At 72.7% G+C, this 14900-nt stretch carries 13 protein-coding genes; 4 read left to right on the top strand and 9 right to left on the bottom strand.

Annotated elements, in window-relative coordinates; genetic code table 11:
* Nucleotides 1–44: 44 nt before the first annotated feature.
* Entirely contained in the window at nucleotides 45–443 is a 399-nt protein-coding gene (locus tag ACIQRW_RS23375) for a DUF5997 family protein (RefSeq protein ID WP_403763520.1), read from the top strand.
* A 166-nt stretch (nucleotides 444–609) separates the two neighbouring features.
* Here the strand turns inward: ACIQRW_RS23375 and ACIQRW_RS23370 are convergent, their stop codons facing one another.
* The 4 genes from ACIQRW_RS23370 to ACIQRW_RS23355 form a co-directional block, all read right to left on the bottom strand.
* On the bottom strand, nucleotides 610–1107 hold the full coding sequence (locus ACIQRW_RS23370) for a peptidylprolyl isomerase (RefSeq protein WP_215109274.1): 498 nt from the start codon (nucleotides 1105–1107) through the stop codon (nucleotides 610–612).
* 74 nt (nucleotides 1108–1181) lie between these two features.
* Nucleotides 1182–2351 carry a serine hydrolase domain-containing protein gene (locus ACIQRW_RS23365; RefSeq protein ID WP_403763517.1) on the bottom strand — a complete coding sequence of 390 codons (1170 nt, stop codon included), beginning with the start codon at nucleotides 2349–2351 and terminating at the stop codon, nucleotides 1182–1184.
* A gap of 132 nt (nucleotides 2352–2483) precedes the next feature.
* Nucleotides 2484–3059, bottom strand: a complete 576-nt coding sequence (locus ACIQRW_RS23360; protein WP_403763514.1) for a histidine phosphatase family protein — start codon at nucleotides 3057–3059, stop codon at nucleotides 2484–2486.
* Between the two features lie 429 nt (nucleotides 3060–3488).
* A complete protein-coding gene (locus ACIQRW_RS23355) occupies nucleotides 3489–4943 on the bottom strand; it encodes a PLP-dependent aminotransferase family protein (protein WP_403763511.1) in 1455 nt (484 codons plus the stop codon).
* On the opposite strand from ACIQRW_RS23355, the gene ACIQRW_RS23350 reads away from it, so the two are divergent.
* Both ACIQRW_RS23350 and ACIQRW_RS23345 read left to right on the top strand, forming a co-directional pair.
* A complete protein-coding gene (locus ACIQRW_RS23350; RefSeq protein WP_403763508.1) occupies nucleotides 4942–5982 on the top strand; it encodes a DMT family transporter in 1041 nt (346 codons plus the stop codon). The two genes, ACIQRW_RS23355 and ACIQRW_RS23350, sit on opposite strands and share 2 nt — an antisense overlap.
* 47 nt (nucleotides 5983–6029) lie before the next feature.
* Entirely contained in the window at nucleotides 6030–6233 is a 204-nt protein-coding gene (locus ACIQRW_RS23345) for a DUF1918 domain-containing protein (RefSeq protein WP_403763505.1), read from the top strand.
* 129 nt (nucleotides 6234–6362) lie between these two features.
* On the opposite strand, the gene ACIQRW_RS23340 is transcribed toward ACIQRW_RS23345, so the two are convergent.
* On the bottom strand, nucleotides 6363–7634 hold the full coding sequence (locus ACIQRW_RS23340; RefSeq protein WP_403763617.1) for a glycoside hydrolase family 10 protein: 1272 nt from the start codon (nucleotides 7632–7634) through the stop codon (nucleotides 6363–6365).
* 233 nt (nucleotides 7635–7867) lie between these two features.
* Here ACIQRW_RS23340 and ACIQRW_RS23335 point away from each other — a divergent pair, with 233 nt between their 5' ends.
* Nucleotides 7868–8728: a 3-hydroxybutyryl-CoA dehydrogenase gene (locus ACIQRW_RS23335; RefSeq protein WP_403763502.1), complete on the top strand. Its 861-nt coding sequence runs from the start codon at nucleotides 7868–7870 to the stop codon at nucleotides 8726–8728.
* Nucleotides 8729–8816: 88 nt separating this feature from the next.
* On the opposite strand, the gene ACIQRW_RS23330 is transcribed toward ACIQRW_RS23335, so the two are convergent.
* The 4 genes from ACIQRW_RS23330 to pheS form a co-directional block, all read right to left on the bottom strand.
* Entirely contained in the window at nucleotides 8817–9347 is a 531-nt protein-coding gene (locus tag ACIQRW_RS23330) for an NUDIX hydrolase (protein ID WP_403763499.1), read from the bottom strand.
* Between the two features lie 86 nt (nucleotides 9348–9433).
* The gene (locus ACIQRW_RS23325; protein WP_403763497.1) at nucleotides 9434–10783 is read right to left on the bottom strand and encodes a transcriptional regulator; all 1350 of its coding nucleotides are present in this window, start codon (nucleotides 10781–10783) and stop codon (nucleotides 9434–9436) included.
* 416 nt (nucleotides 10784–11199) lie between these two features.
* Nucleotides 11200–13713 (bottom strand): phenylalanine--tRNA ligase subunit beta, encoded by a 2514-nt coding sequence (gene pheT, locus ACIQRW_RS23320; protein ID WP_403763494.1) that lies wholly within the window; start codon nucleotides 13711–13713, stop codon nucleotides 11200–11202.
* A complete protein-coding gene (pheS, locus tag ACIQRW_RS23315) occupies nucleotides 13713–14852 on the bottom strand; it encodes a phenylalanine--tRNA ligase subunit alpha (RefSeq protein ID WP_403763492.1) in 1140 nt (379 codons plus the stop codon). The genes pheT and pheS overlap by 1 nt, the downstream gene beginning before the upstream one ends.
* Nucleotides 14853–14900: the final 48 nt, after the last annotated feature.

Raw genomic sequence — 14900 nt, 5'->3', positions numbered from 1 at the left:
GGCAGGTGGTCGGAGGTATGTCCCATGGTCGATACCCTGGACCCATGACGTCGCACAAGACCGCCCAGACCATGAAGCCCGCCACGGCGGCGAAGAAGCTGGGTGTGTACCTCCAGGCCACCCCCGCCGAGTTCCAGGAGGGTGCCGTCTCGCGCACCGAGCTCAACGCCCTCCAGACCGACCCGCCCGCCTGGCTGGTGGAGCTGCGCCGCACGGGCCCGCACCCCCGCCCGGTCGTCGCCGCGAAGCTCGGCATCTCCATCGCGGGGCTCGCCCGCGGCGGGGTCACCGAGGCGCTCACCACCGAGCAGGTCGACGCGCTGAAGGACGAGATGCCCGAGTGGCTCCAGAAGGAGCGCGCCACGCAGGCCGAGGTGCGCAAGGAGTCCGCCCGGATCAAGGAGCGCAACGCCGAGCGGGCCGCGCAGTCCGGCCAGCAGTAATCCGGCCATCGGCAGACCGGCGGTCGAACGCGCCTGATGGCAGGGCCGACGGCCGTGTCACGGAAACCGGCGGCCGCACGCCACGGGCCCGCGGCCGGGTTCCGCCCCGCCGACGCTTACGTCGGTGGGACGGCCCCACCACGGGCCCGTCGGGTTATCGGACCGGTCAGAGAACGCCGGACTTGTCGATGGTGACCTTGGCGCGGGTCTTGCCACTGGAGGAGCCGAGCGCCTCGATCTTGCGGACCAGGGCCATGCTGTCGTCGTCGGCGACCTCACCGAAGACCACGTGCTTGCCGTCCAGCCACGGAGTGAGCACCGTGGTGATGAAGAACTGCGAACCGTTGGTGTTCTTTCCGGCGTTGGCCATCGAGAGCAGGCCCACGCGGTCGTGCTTGAGCGTGAAGTTCTCGTCGGCGAACTTCTCGCCGTAGATGCTCTTGCCGCCGGTGCCGTCACCGCGGGTGAAGTCGCCGCCCTGGAGCATGAAGTCCGTGATGACGCGGTGGAAGGACGAACCGGCGTAGCCGAAGCCCTTCTCGCCGGTGGCGAGCGCGCGGAAGTTCTCCGCCGTCTTGGGGACGACGTCGTCGAACAGGTTGAACGTGATGCGCCCTGCGGGCGCGTCGTCGATGGTGATGTCGAAGTAGACCTTGGTTGTCATGGTGACATCCTCACATTCCTGGCAACCGCAGGTGAAACCCGGGTTGGGTCGGCACGTCGGACGCCCTGTTCCGCTCACCTCCCGGTGGTCTCCCCGTGGGCCGCGTAGACGGCGTCCACCAGGGCCGTCTTGCGCGGGTCGTCGGCGAGCCGGGAGCCCATCCGGTTCATGACGTACCCGAGGGCGATGGAGGCATCCGGGTCGGCCAGACCGCAGGAGCCGCCCGCGCCGTCGTGGCCGAGCGCCCGCGGGTCGGGGCCGTAGGAGCGGTTCGCACCGCTCAGCCAGAGGCCGAGGGCGATCTCCGTCTCGTGTACGAAGCCGTCGCCGAGGACGAGGTCGCGGCAGGGGCCCTGCCCTTCGCCCACGCGGGCCGCGGCCCTCTCGGAGAAGATCCGGCGGCCGTCGAGGCTGCCGCGTCCGGCCAGGATCCCGTAGAGCGCGGCGACCGCGCGGGCGGTGCCGTGGCCGTTGGCCGCGGGGATCTCCGCCGCCCGCCAGGCGGCCGTGTTCGCGGCGGCCCGGCCGGTGCACGGGTTGAGCAGGGAGGCGACGGCGACCGGTGTCATCCGTGCCAGGAGTCCGGCCTGGGCGGCCCGGTCGGGGCGTTCCTGGACGAGTTCGGCGAGCCGGTGGACCTGGTCCTCCGGGAGGCCGAAGGTGAAGTCGATGCCCAGCGGTCCGGTGATCTCCCGCCGGAGGAACGCCCCGGGCAGCAGCCCGGTGATCCGGCGGACCACCTCGCCGACGAGGAATCCGTAACTGATCGCGTGGTAGCCGGAGCGGGTTCCCGGCTCCCACCAGGGGGTGGTGGCGGCGAGCCGGGCGCAGGCCGTCTCCCAGTCGTACAGCTCCTCCAGGGTGAGCGGGGTGTCGGGCCCGGCCACTCCGGAGCGGTGCGAGAGAAGGTGGCGTACGAGGACGGATTCCTTGCCGTTCGCGGCGAACTCGGGCCAGTAGGCGGCGACCGGGGCGTCCAGGTCGAGCAGGCCCCGGTCGGCCAGGACATGGGCGCAGAGCGCGGTCGGGCCCTTGCCGGTGGACCAGACGTTGACCAGGGTGTCCCGCTCCCAGGGGCGGGTGCGGGCCGCGTCGGCCCAGCCGCCCCAGAGGTCCACCACCGGCTCCCCGTCGACCAGGACGGTCACCGCCGCGCCCAGTTCACCGCGCTCGGTGAAGTTCTCCTCGAAGGCGTCCCGGACTCCGGCGAACCGGTCGTCGCAGTGGCCGTGGAGCTGCGGCACGGGGCCTCCCTCGTCGCGGGCGCTCGTCCGGCGGCGGAACCGGATGCCCCCGCAACGTACCGACCGGTCGGACCGGAGGGAAGAGGGAAGGGGCGGCACTCCAGGGCCTGGACTCCCCCGGCCCCGCCCCGGTCAGCGGATGCCCGCCTCCAGGCTCAGGCTCCAGCGGCCCGGCAGGCCGGTCAGCGTGATGGTGGACAGCGGACGGACGTCGACGTTCCAGTACGCGGAGGGCGGGGCGTTCAGGGCGTAGACGAGGGCGGCCCGGATCACGGCGGGTTCGGCGACCGCGACGACGAGGCCGTCGGCGGCGGGGCGGGTGTCCAGCCAGCCGCCGACCCGCCCGATGAAGCCGAGCATCGTCTCGCCGCCGTGCGGCGCGCTGCGCGGGTCCGCCAGCCAGTGGTCCACGGCGGCCGGTTCCCGGGCGGTGACCTCGCCCAGCGTCAGCCCACGCCAGCGGCCCATGTCCCAGTCACGCAGGGCCGGTTGCGCCATCGGCGCGAAGCCGAGGGCGTCCCCGGTGGCACGGCTGCGCGGAGTGGGCGAGCAGTAGCGCAGCTCGGCGGCGCCGAGCGGGACGAGCGTGTGGGCGACGAGCTGCACCTCGTGCCAGCCGGCCTGATCGAGCGGCCGGTCGTCGTCGAAGCGTTCGGCCAGCCGGGAGGAGCTGCGCGCCGCTGCGACCAGGGAGACCCGAAGCGTCATGGCGGGATGGTGGGGCCGAACGCCTGTTTGGTCAAGAGGGTGCGCAAGCGGGGCATCCACGAACTCCTCGCGCTGCGGCAGCGCAGGTGATCCCGCTCCTGGCGTCACTGCTGCACATGCACCACAGCCGCATCAGTGCCAACCCCTCCCGTTCCGCCGAGAGCGCGGTGTGCGCCACCGCCCGCGGCGCCGTCGAGGCACACCTCGCCCGCCACGTGGCAACGACCGGGCGGGGGCGTGCGCCGGACACTCCCTAGGGAGTGTCCGCAAAGTATCGTCGTCCGCCCTCTGGGCGGGGCCCGCGGCGTCTGGTGCGTGCTCTCGCAAGGCGCCGGAGTGTCCTAGTAGCGGAGCTACTCGGGCATTTCGGCAACGCCGCGAGAGTGCGTGCCAGGCGTCGTGGGCCAGACGAGACTTTGCGGACACGACCTAGCCGCCCAGGAGCCCGTCGAAGGCGGTACGGAGGCGGCGGACGCCCTCCGCGATCTCGGCCGCCCCGGAGACCGCGGCGAAGCTCAGGCGGACATGGCCGGCCGGGGGTTCGGCGCAGAAGTAGGGGCGCCCGGGGGCGATGGCGACGGAGGCGCGCAGGGCGGCCGAGACGACGGCCGGCTCGTCGGTGACCGTTCCCGCGCCGCCGCCCGGGAGCCGGAGCCAGAGGCTGCCGCCGCCCGCCGGGAGATGTGGCAGCGCGAGTTCCGGCAGCTCGCCGCCCAGAGCCGCCGCCATGGTCGTACGGCGGTACCTCAGCTCGGTGGCTACGGCGGCGAGGTGGCGGCCCCAGGACGGGGAGCCGACGAGTTCCAGCGCGGCCTCCTGGAGTGGCCGGGGTACGAAGAAGCTGTCGACGACCTGGATGGCCCGCAGGCGCTCCAGCACCGGCCCTCGGGCGGCCAGAGCCCCGACCCGCAGGCTGGGCGAGGTGACCTTGGTGAGCGAACAGACGTGGACGACGACGCCGTCGGGATCGTCGGCGGCCAGCGGCGCGGAAAGCGGTCCGGCGTCGTCGTGGACGAGCCGGCGGGCGAAGTCGTCCTCGACCACGAACGCCCCGGCCGCGCGGGCGATAGCCAGGATCTCGGGGCGGCGGGCGGGTGCGAGGGTGGCCCCGGTGGGGTTCTGGAAGAGCGGCTGGGTGACGAAGACCCGGGCGCCGGTGGCCCGGAACGCGTCGGCGAGCAGTTCGGGGCGTACCCCGTCGGCGTCCATCGGCACGGGGACGGGGCGCAGCCCGGTGGCGCGGGCGGCGGCGAGCATCCCGGGGTAGGTGGGCGACTCCACGAGGACCGGGGCGCCGGGCGGGGCGAGCGCGCGCAGCGCGGTGGCCAGGGCGCTCTGGCCCCCCGCGGTGATCAGGACGTCGGTGCCGGAGACGGCGGGGCCGATCTCGCGGGCGAACCAGGAGCGCAGTTCGGGCAGTCCGTCGGTCGGGGGGCGGCCCCAGGCGCCGGGCCTGCGGCCCGCGCGGGCCAGGGCCGCGGAGAGCGCCCGCTCGGGCTGGAGGGAGGCGTGGAGGTAGCCGCCGTTGAACTCGATGACGCCGGGCGGCGGTGCGGCGAGGGTGACCAGCACGCCGGAGGCGTCCACGGTGCGCGGCACCACCTCGGGCCCGCCGTCGCCGCTCAGCGACACCTCCTGCCAGGACGTGTCGCCCGGCGCGGGCAGTGCGGCGCGGGGATGCGCCCGGAAGGCGCCGGAGCCGGGGCGGGTGACGACGAGCCCCTCGGCGGCGAGCTGGGCGATGGCGCGGGAGACGGTGACGGGGCTGACCCGGAACCGCTCGACGAGTGCACGACTGGACGGCAGCTTTCCACCGGCGGAGTAGCGGTTGAGTTCGGCCCGCAAAGAAGTGACCAGTTCGGCGACACTGCTACGCTCTTGCATGAGAGCAGATAATAGCGCTACCCCGTCTTCATCGATAGCGGTTGCCGAGCCGGTAGGCACCCCTCGGACCGCTCCGGCGATCCTGTCGGAAGCGGCCACTACTTCGACCGCGGACGGGTCGGTGAGCCGGCCCGCGCCGGGGTCCCCGGCCGGCCGGAGCGGCACCGTGCTGGCCGGGCTCGGCGTAGTGGCGTTCTCGCTCACCTTCCCGGCCACGGCCTGGGGCCTGGAGAGCTTCGGCCCCTGGTCCCTGGTCGCCCTGCGCAGCGTGCTCGCCGCCCTGATCGCGGGCAGCGTGCTGCTGGCCGCGCGCGTCCCGCTGCCCGAACGCCGGCACTGGGCCGGGCTCGCGGTCGTCGGGGGCGGGGTGGTGGTGGGCTTCCCGCTGCTGACGACGCTGGCTCTGCAGACCTCCACCACCTCGCACGCGGCCGTGGTCGTGGGCCTGCTGCCGCTGACCACGGCGGTGCTGGGATCCCTGCGCACCGGGGAGCGCCCTTCGCGCACGTTCTGGACCGCGGCTCTCGCCGGGGCCGCCGTGGTGATCGCCTTCACCGTGCAGCAGAGCGGCGGGGCTCTCGCCCCCGGCGACCTGTACCTGTTCGGCGCGCTGCTCGTGTGCGCGGCCGGGTACACCGAGGGCGGCCGGCTGGCCCGGCTGATGCCGGGATGGCACGTGATCGGCTGGGCCCTGGTCCTGTGCCTGCCGCTCGCGGTGGCGGGCAGCCTGGTGGCCCTGCCCCTCGAACCCGTGCACCTGAACGCCCACGGCGTCCTCGGTCTGGTGTGGGTCGCCGCCGGGTCGACCTTCCTCGGACTGTACGTCTGGTACCGGGGCATGGCGGCGATCGGTGTCGCCCGGGCCAGTCAGCTCCAGCTCGCGCAGCCGCTGCTGACGCTCGTGTGGTCCTTCCTCCTGCTCGGCGAGGAGATGTCCGCCGCGGCTCCGGTCGCGGCGGTGGCCGTGCTCGTCTGCATCGCCGCCACCCAGCGGGCCGACCGTGGCGCAGCGGGGGAATCCCGGCGCGTACGGTCATAGACTTGTCGACACGGACACCGTCTTCCCCTGTGAGGAGGTCGCTCCCGATGGAGGCACACACGGGCGACCGGCTGCTGATGCACGGCAGGACCGTGGGACAGCACGACCGGGTCGCCGAGATCATCGAGGTGCTCGGCGACGGGGGCGCTCCCCCGTACCGGCTCCGCTTCGAAAACGGCCACGAACACCTGATGTCACCGGGCCCCGACAGCGTCGTCCAGCACAGGGAGGTGCCGAAGGACGGGCAGTAGCGGCAGGAGGCGCGTGGCCGGGGCTCGCACACCCGGACCCCGGCCACCCGCGCGCCCCTCAGCCATGCCCTGTCCCGGGCCGACCCGACCACCGCGCGCCCCGTGGAGACCGGACCCCCGGGACCCGGATCACCTCACCGAAGGGCGACCGCGGTGCGGATACGTGCGGCCCCGGTCCGGATAGAGCCGGACCCGGTCCGTGTAGTGGTCGGCCACCACGCGTCGCATCGCGCCGATCCGGTCCGCCATCACGCTCTTCCCGGAGAAGAAGACATGGCCGCCCACCTCCGTGTGGTCCCCGGCGAGGGTGAGGTGGCGGGAGAGCTCCGCCGGGTCCTGCCAGGGATCCGCCTGGGCGGGGTCACCCGCCTTGTACAGCGCCTCACCCACGTACAGATCGACGCCCGTGCCCCGGACGGTCCGGCTCCACCAGGCGAGGACCTTCGCGTAGTCGGCGGCGGCCTGGCCGACATACCAGTAGATCTGCGGGCAGATGTAGTCGATCCACCCTTCCTTGACCCACTTACGGGTGTCGGCGTACAGATCGTCGTACGTCTGCACGCCCGCCCGGGTGTCCGAACCCAACGGGTCGGTCGCCGCGTTGCGCCAGACCGCGAAGGGGCTGACCCCGAAGCGGACGTGGGGCTTGATCTTCCGGATCCGCTCCCCCGTCTCGCGCACGAGCCGGTCGATGTTGTCGCGCCGCCAGGCCGCCCGGTCGGCGAAGCCGCCGCCGTACCGCTCGAACTCCGCGTCGTCGTCGAAGGTCTGACCGGCCACCGGGTACGGGTAGAAGTAGTCGTCCCAGTGCACCGCGTCGATGTCGTAGCGCCGCACGGCGTCCAGCATCGCGTCCTGGACGAAGCGGCGGACCTCCGGCAGCCCGGGGTTGTAGTAGAGCTTCCCGCCGTACGGCACGATCCAGCTCGGGTTCAGCCGGGCCGGGTGGGAGGCGATGAGGCGGGTGGGGTCGGTGTGGTTCGCCACCCGGTAGGGGTTGAACCAGGCATGCAGCTCCAGGCTCCGGTCGTGCGCGGCGCGCACCGCCGTGCCGAGCGGGTCCCAGCCCGGGTCCTTCCCCTGGGTCCCGGTGAGGCAGGCGGCCCACGGCTCGTGCGGCGAGGGCCACAGGGCGTCGGCGGTCGGCCGGACCTGGAACACCACCGTGTTGAGCCGCAGCTCGACCGCCCGGTCCAGATACGCGAACAGCTCGGTCTCCTGTCGCGCCGCCGTGAGCCCCGGCTTGGACGGCCAGTCGATGTTGGCGACCGTGGCGATCCACATGCCGCGCACCTGACCCGGCGCCGCGAACCGGCCGCCGCCCCTTCTCCTCCCCGCCGGAAAAGCGACCGCGTCACCGGCCGACGTCATCGCCGCCAGCAGTCCGGCCGCACCCAGCACGAACGCCCTTCTCGCCACTCCCGTTCGCCGCATCCTGGCCCACCTCTCTCCGCCACGTCCCACTCCGACTCCGATGGCTCTACGTAACCGCATCATTCCCATCCGTGGCCGTCATGACCCGCGGGACGTCCGCGTCGGCATTCGGAGTAACGTCGTGGGGTCGAGGCGGGCACCGGAATCACACGGGACCCTGCGATACGGAGAACAGCGAAAGGCACGAGGTGACGGACTCTATGGCCGACATTGCACGCGTCGGAGTGGTGGGCTGTGGCCAGATGGGCGCAGGTATCGCGGAGGTGTGCGCCCGCAGCGGCCTCGAAGTGAAGGTCGCCGAGACCACCGGCGAAGCGCTGGAAATCGGCCGCACCCGTCTGCACAACTCCCTCTCGAAGGCTGCCGAGCGCGGCAAGATCAGCGCGGAGGAGCGGGACGAGACCCTCGGCCGGCTGAGCTTCACGACCGACCTCGGGGAGTTCGCCGACCGCGATCTCGTCATCGAGGCCGTCGTGGAGAACGAGCAGGTCAAGACCGAGATCTTCCAGGTGCTCGACCAGGTGGTGACCCGGCAGGACGCGATCCTGGCCTCCAACACCTCCTCGATCCCGCTGGTGAAGCTGGCCGTCGCCACCTCGCGCCCGGACCGGGTCATCGGCATCCACTTCTTCAACCCGGCCCCGGTGCAGAAGCTCGTCGAGCTGATCCCGGCGCTGACCACCTCGGACGAGACGATCGCCCGCGCCGAGGCCGTCGTACAGGACGTGCTCGGCAAGCACCCGATCCGCGCCCAGGACCGGTCCGGCTTCGTCGTGAACGCGCTGCTGATCCCGTACCTCCTCTCCGCGATCCGGATGTTCGAGTCGGGCATCGCCAGCCGCGAGGACATCGACAACGGCATGGAGATGGGCTGCGCCCACCCGATGGGTCCGCTCAAGCTGGCCGATCTGATCGGCCTGGACACCGTGGCCTCGGTCGCGGACTCGATGTACGCCGAGTACAAGGAGCCGCTGTACGCCGCTCCCCCGCTGCTCCAGCGCATGGTCGACGCGGGCCGCCTCGGCCGCAAGTCCGGGTCGGGGTTCTACCCGTACGCCTGAACCACCCGCGCGATTCGCTGTCAGGAGCCGGTCCCGGCCACCCCGGGGCCGGCTCCTCGCGCGTGCGGGGCGCTCGTACGCGGCCGGGTCAGCCCAGTCTCAGGTGGTGCAGCATCAGCAGGGCGGCCGCCATGTTCGCGGCGGGCACCTCGCCCCGGGCGATCATGTCCGGGACCACCTTGAGCGGTATCCACTCGCGGCGCGAGGACTCGAAGGCGTCCTGCGGGGGCCCGGTCCACTGCGCCTCGTCGGACCAGTACAGGTGGTGCCGGGCGTCGGTGAGGCCGTTCGACGGTTCCACGGTGAGCAGCGGGCGCAGCTCGCCGGGGCGCCAGCCGGTCTCCTCCTCCATCTCACGGGCCGCCGCCACCGCGATGTCCTCGCCGTCCTCGACGACGCCCGCGGCCAGTTCCCACCCCCAGCTGTCGGTGATGAACCGGTGCCGCCAGAGCAGCAGCACCTCGTTCGCCTCGTTGACGACCGTGGCGGCCGCGACGGGTCGCAGCCGGATCACGAAGTGGTCGAGGTGGCTGCCGTCGGGGAGCTGGACGTCCGCCAGATTCACCCGGAACCACGGGTTCTGATACACATTCCGTTCGCCTAAGTTCGTCCACTGCACGGTTCTGCCGCCTTTCGACATGTTGGGGTCAACATGTCAGCAGGCTCGGCTGTCAGGGGGAGCGAACGACGGGGCGTCGGCAGAGCTCACAGAGGCACGCGGAGCGCCTCGTCGATGAGGTCGGTGGTCCCCACCGCCTCGGAACAGCCGCTCGCGGCCAGTTCACTCCGGACCTGCCGCAGCCGGTCACGCAGCCGCTGGGACTCCATCCCCCGGGCCCTCATCGCCATTTCGGCAGCTGTACCGGCCGCGCGATCGGCCTCGCCCTGAAGCAGCTCGATATGACTCAACATCGCGAGACGGTGCACGCGCCCCCGGTCGTGCGCCGGGGCGCGCACGGCGGAGGCCGCGTGCTCCCGGGCGGCGGGCAGGTCCCCGAGACCGAGCAGCGCCTCCGCCACCTGGACGTCGACCAGACCCGGCTGGACGTACCCGGTCTCCTCCGGCTCCCGGCCGGTGTGGATCCGGCCCGCCTGCGCCTCCGCCCGCCCGATGCAGGCCCGGGCGCTCGCCGCGTCGCCCAGCCGGGCGTACGCCTTGGCCTGCATGGCGTGCAGATCGGCGGCGAGGGCGGGGGTGATGTGACCGCCGGCGGCCCGCAGCGCGGCCTCGGCGAAGGCGATGGAGCGGCGGTAGTCGCCGAGGAACAGCGACTGGGTGACCAGCAGCGCGATCACATAGCCACCGAGACCCCGGTCCCCGCTGGACTTGGCGAGCCGCAGCGCCTGGTGGAAGTAGCGCTGGGCGAGTCCGTGGGCGTCGGAGTCGTAGGCACAGATGCCCGCCACCGCCACGAGTCCCGCCGTCGCCCGGTGCAGGCTCCGGCCCAGGGCGTCGCTGTAGCCGCCGCGCAGCAGCGGCGCGGCCTCCGCGTTGAGGAAGCGGACGATCCGGGACCTGGTCGCGAGGCCGCCCGTCTTGCGGTACATCTGCTCGTAGTGGTCGCGGGCCGACTTGAGCATCGCTATGTCGGCCGCGCTGACCCGGCCCGGTCCCGGCCGCGAGACGTCGGTGTCCTCCGGGGGGTTCTCCCACTCCCAGACCGGCATCACCGCCGGCGTGCCGGTGACGGCGGGCACGGTGGCCAGGTGCGGGCGCTGCTGTTCGTCGGAGCGCCACAGGGCGGTGGCCCGCTCGACGAACCCGGAGAGGGAGGCGCCCTCGGCGCCGGTGTCCGCTCCCGCCCCGGCGAAGGCGCCCATCCCGACGTCGTCGAGCCCGACGGGCCGTCCCAGCCGGCCGGCCAGCACCTCGCAGATCAGGTCGGGCACCTGCCCCCGCGGACGCTGGCCCTTGAGCCAGCGGGAGACCGCCGTGTGTTCGTACCGCAGGCTCAGCCCACGGGTCAGGCCCGCCCGGTTGACGTGACCGGCGAGGCCCGCACGGGACACACCGGCCTCCTCGATCAGGGCTTCGAGCAGGACATTGGGCTCCATCGTCCCCCCAGGTGCGTGTCGCAATGAGCCTAGTGGAGCACGATTCACACGGGGTGTGAACGGAATGCCCGAACCCTCCTGCTGTGCGCTCTGCCGCGCGGGTCCCGGGCTCGGTTGAATGAGCTCCCTCGCAAGAGGCGGCCGGGTCGTCGGCTCCCCCTCGTAACGGCCTACGACCCGCACCCGCGCCGTCCGCGCTGCTGACCTGCCCGACACTCCGAGGCAGCGCGGACGGCGCCCGGACCGCACGGCCCACTGACCGACGACGAAGGAGGGTGGCTGCGGAACGGAGGCCGGAACCGCGTTCCTCCCGGTTCCGGCTCCTGCTCCGGCGTGTGGTCCCTCCGTCGCTCGGCGGGATGGAGAAGGGGCGTATCCGGTGGCCGGATACGCCCCTTCTCAACGCCCTGGGGGTGTTACGCCCCGCGCAGCACCGCGCCCGTACGCTCGGCGGCCAGGGCCACCGCGCTGTCGCGGGCGGCGGACGCCTCCTCGACGGTCAGGGTGCGGTCGGCGGCGCGGAAGCGCAGCGCGTACGCCAGGGACTTGTTGCCCCCGCCGATCTGCTCACCGGTGAAGACGTCGAACAGCCGCAGCGATTCGAGGAGTTCACCCGCGCCCTCGCGCAGTGCCCGCTCCACGTCGGCGGCCGGTACGTCCCCGGCGACGACGAGCGCGACGTCCTGGGTCGCCACCGGGAAGGTGGAGATCCGGGGCGCCTGGAGCGCTCCGTCGACGGCCTGCTCCAGGACGTCCAGCTCGACCTCGGCGGCGCAGGTCCGCTCGGGCAGGTGGAGCGCCTTGATGACGCGCGGGTGCAGTTCGCCCGCATGTCCGAAGAGGGTCTCCTCGCCGTTCACGGTGACGTACAGCGCGGCGCAGCGGCCCGGGTGCCACGGGGCGTGCTGGTCGGCGCGGACGATGACCTCCACACCGGCCTCCGAGGCGATCGAGCGAGCGGCCTCGACGGCGTCCGCCCAGGTCGCCGGGGTGCCCTTGCCCCACCAGCCGGCCTGCTCGCGGGCGCCCGCGAGGGCCACGGCGGCGCGGCGCGGCTGACGCGGCAGGGCCGCGTCGAGACCGGCGATCTCCTCGTCGGTGGGCCGGCGGTCGACGGGCAGCCGGACGGCGGCCGTCTCCCGACCCGTCGGCCGGAAGACGAGACCGGTCTCGAAGAGCGCCAGGTCGTGGCTGCCCCGGCCGTCGTTGCGACGCAGCGCGCCGAGGAGGCCCGGCAGCAGCGTGGTGCGCAGCGCCGGCTCCTCGTCGGAGATCGGGTTGACGAGCTTGACCGTACGGCGACGGGCGTCCTCCGCCTCCAGGCCGAGCTGGTCCAGGACCGCGTCTCCGATGAAGGGGTAGCTCAGCGCCTCCACGTAACCGGCTCCGGCCAGCACCCGGCCGATGCGGCGGTGCAGCCGCTGCCGGTCGGTGAGGCCGCGGCCGGAGGGGGGCGTCGGCAGGGTGGAGGGCAGGTTCTCGTAGCCCTCCAGCCGGATGACCTCTTCGGCCAGGTCGTTCGGCTCGTTCAGGTCGGGCCGCCAGGACGGGACGGTGACGATCAGCTCGTCCTGCCCGTAGACGTCGCAGCCGACCTGCTGGAGGCGGCGGACGACGGTCTCGCGGCCGTAACCCACACCGGCGACCCGGTCCGGGTGGTCGGCGGGCATCGCGATGGTGCGCGGCGCGGACGGGGCGGTGATCTCGGTGACCCCGGCCTCTGCGGTGCCGCCCGCGAGGAGGACCAGCAGGTCCACCGTGCGCTGGGCGGCAGCGGCGGCGGCCTGCGGGTCGACGCCGCGCTCGAAGCGCTTGGACGCCTCGGAGGACAGCTTGTGGCGGCGCGCGGTACGGGCGATTGAGATCGCGTCGAAGTGCGCGGCCTCGATGACGACCTCGGTGGTGAGGGCGTGCTCACCGTCGGCGTCGGCGATCTCGGTGTTGGCGCCGCCCATGACGCCCGCGAGGCCGATCGGCCCGCGGTCGTCGGTGATGACGAGGTCCTCGGCGTCCAGCACGCGCACGGTGCCGTCCAGCGTGGTGAGCTTCTCGCCCTGCGCGGCGCGGCGCACACCGATCGGCCCCTCGACCCGGGTGCGGTCGTAGGCGTGCAGGGGCTGGCCGAGCTCCAGCATCACGTAGTTGGTGACGTCGACGGCCAGCGAGATGGGCCGCATCCCGGCCTTCTGGAGGCGGCGGCGCATCCAGATCGGGGAGCGGGCCTCGGGCTGGAGACCGGTGACGGTGCGCGCGGTGAAGCGGTCGCAGCGAGACGGCTCCGAGATCTTGACCGGGTAGCCGTACGCGTTCGGCGCGGGCACGTCCAGCAGCGCCGGGTCGCGCAGCGGCAGCCCGTACGCGATGGCGGTCTCCCGGGCGACGCCGCGCATCGAGAGGCAGTAGCCGCGGTCCGGGGTGACGGCGATGTCGAGGACCTCGTCGACGAGCTGGAGCAGCTCGATCGCGTCGGTGCCGACCTCGTGCTCCGGCGGCAGCACGATGATGCCGTGCGTTCCGTCGTCGCCCATGCCGAGCTCGTCGGTGGAGCAGATCATGCCGTGCGAGGTCTTGCCGTACGTCTTGCGGGCGGCGATCGCGAAGTCACCGGGCAGGACCGCGCCCGGAAGGACCACGACGACCTTGTCGCCGACCGAGAAGTTACGGGCGCCGCAGACGATCTCCTGCGGTTCGCCGGTGCCGTTGGCGGTGCCGACGTCGACCGTGCAGAAGCGGATGGGCTTCTTGAACCCCTCCAGCTCCTCGATGGTCAGGACCTTGCCGACGACCAGGGGGCCCTTGAGGCCCGCGCCGATCTGCTCGACGGTCTCGACCTCGAGGCCGACGGAGACGAGCTTGGCCTGTACGTCACGGCCGGTCTCCGTCGCCGGCAGGTCGACGTACTCCCGCAGCCAGGAAAGCGGGACGCGCATCAGATCTCCATCCCGAACGGCCGGGTGAACCGGACGTCACCCTCGACCATGTCTCGCATGTCTTCGACGTTGTGGCGGAACATCAGCATCCGTTCGATGCCGAACCCGAAGGCGAATCCGCTGTACTTCTGGGGGTCGACGCCGCAGGCGACGAGCACCTTGGGGTTGACCATGCCGCAGCCGCCGAGCTCGATCCAGCCCTCGCTGCCGCAGGTGCGGCAGGGGCGGTCCGGGTTGCCGACGGACTCGCCGCGGCAGACGTAGCAGACCATGTCCATCTCGGCGGACGGCTCGGTGAACGGGAAGAAGTTCGGCCGCAGCCGGGTCCTCATGTCCGGTCCGAAGAGCGCCTGGACCATGTGGTCGAGGGTGCCCTTGAGGTCGGCCATGGTGAGGCCCTCGTCGACGGCGAGCAGCTCGATCTGGTGGAAGACCGGGGTGTGCGTGGCGTCGAGCTCGTCGGTGCGGTAGACCCGGCCGGGGCAGACCACGTAGACGGGGGGCTTGCGCTCCAGCAGCGAGCGGGCCTGGACCGGGGAGGTGTGCGTACGCAGCACGACGCCGGACTCGTCGCCCTCGGTCGCCTTCCCGTCGGGCGTGGTGCCCCGGACGAAGAAGGTGTCCTGCATCTGGCGGGCCGGGTGGTCGGGCACGAAGTTCAGGGCGTCGAAGTTGAACCACTCCGCCTCGACCTCGGGGCCCTCGGCGATCTCGTAGCCCATGGCCACGAAGACGTCCGCGACGCGCTCCATGATGGTCGTCAGGGGGTGGCGGGCGCCGGCCGGGACGCGGTCGTAGGGCAGCGTGACGTCCACGGCCTCCTCGACGAGCACCCGGGCGTCCCGCTCGGCCTCCAGCTCCGCCTGGCGGGCGGCGAGCGCCTTGGAGACGGCTCCGCGGGCCTGGCCCACGCGCTTGCCCGCCTCTGCCTTGGCCTGCGGGGGCAGGGCGCCGATCTCGCGGTTGGCGAGGGACAGCGGCGAGGTACCTCCGGTGTGCGCGGTCTTCGCCTGGGCGAGCGCGTCGAGGTCGCCGGCGGCGGCGAAGGCGGCGAACGCCTCGTCCCGCAGGCGCTCGATCTCTTCCGGTTTCAGTGCCTCGACCTCGACTGGGTCGTACGACTTGTTCGGTGCCGACATCTCTTCCCGTGCTTCCGATTGGCTGGTGGCGCGACCCGGCTCGACGAC

It is taken from the genome of Streptomyces sp. NPDC091287 (assembly GCF_044768525.1).
Classification (GTDB): Bacteria; Actinomycetota; Actinomycetes; order Streptomycetales; family Streptomycetaceae; genus Streptomyces.
The sequence above is the reverse complement of the archived record's forward strand: the minus strand, read 5'-3'. Positions and strand labels throughout refer to the sequence as shown.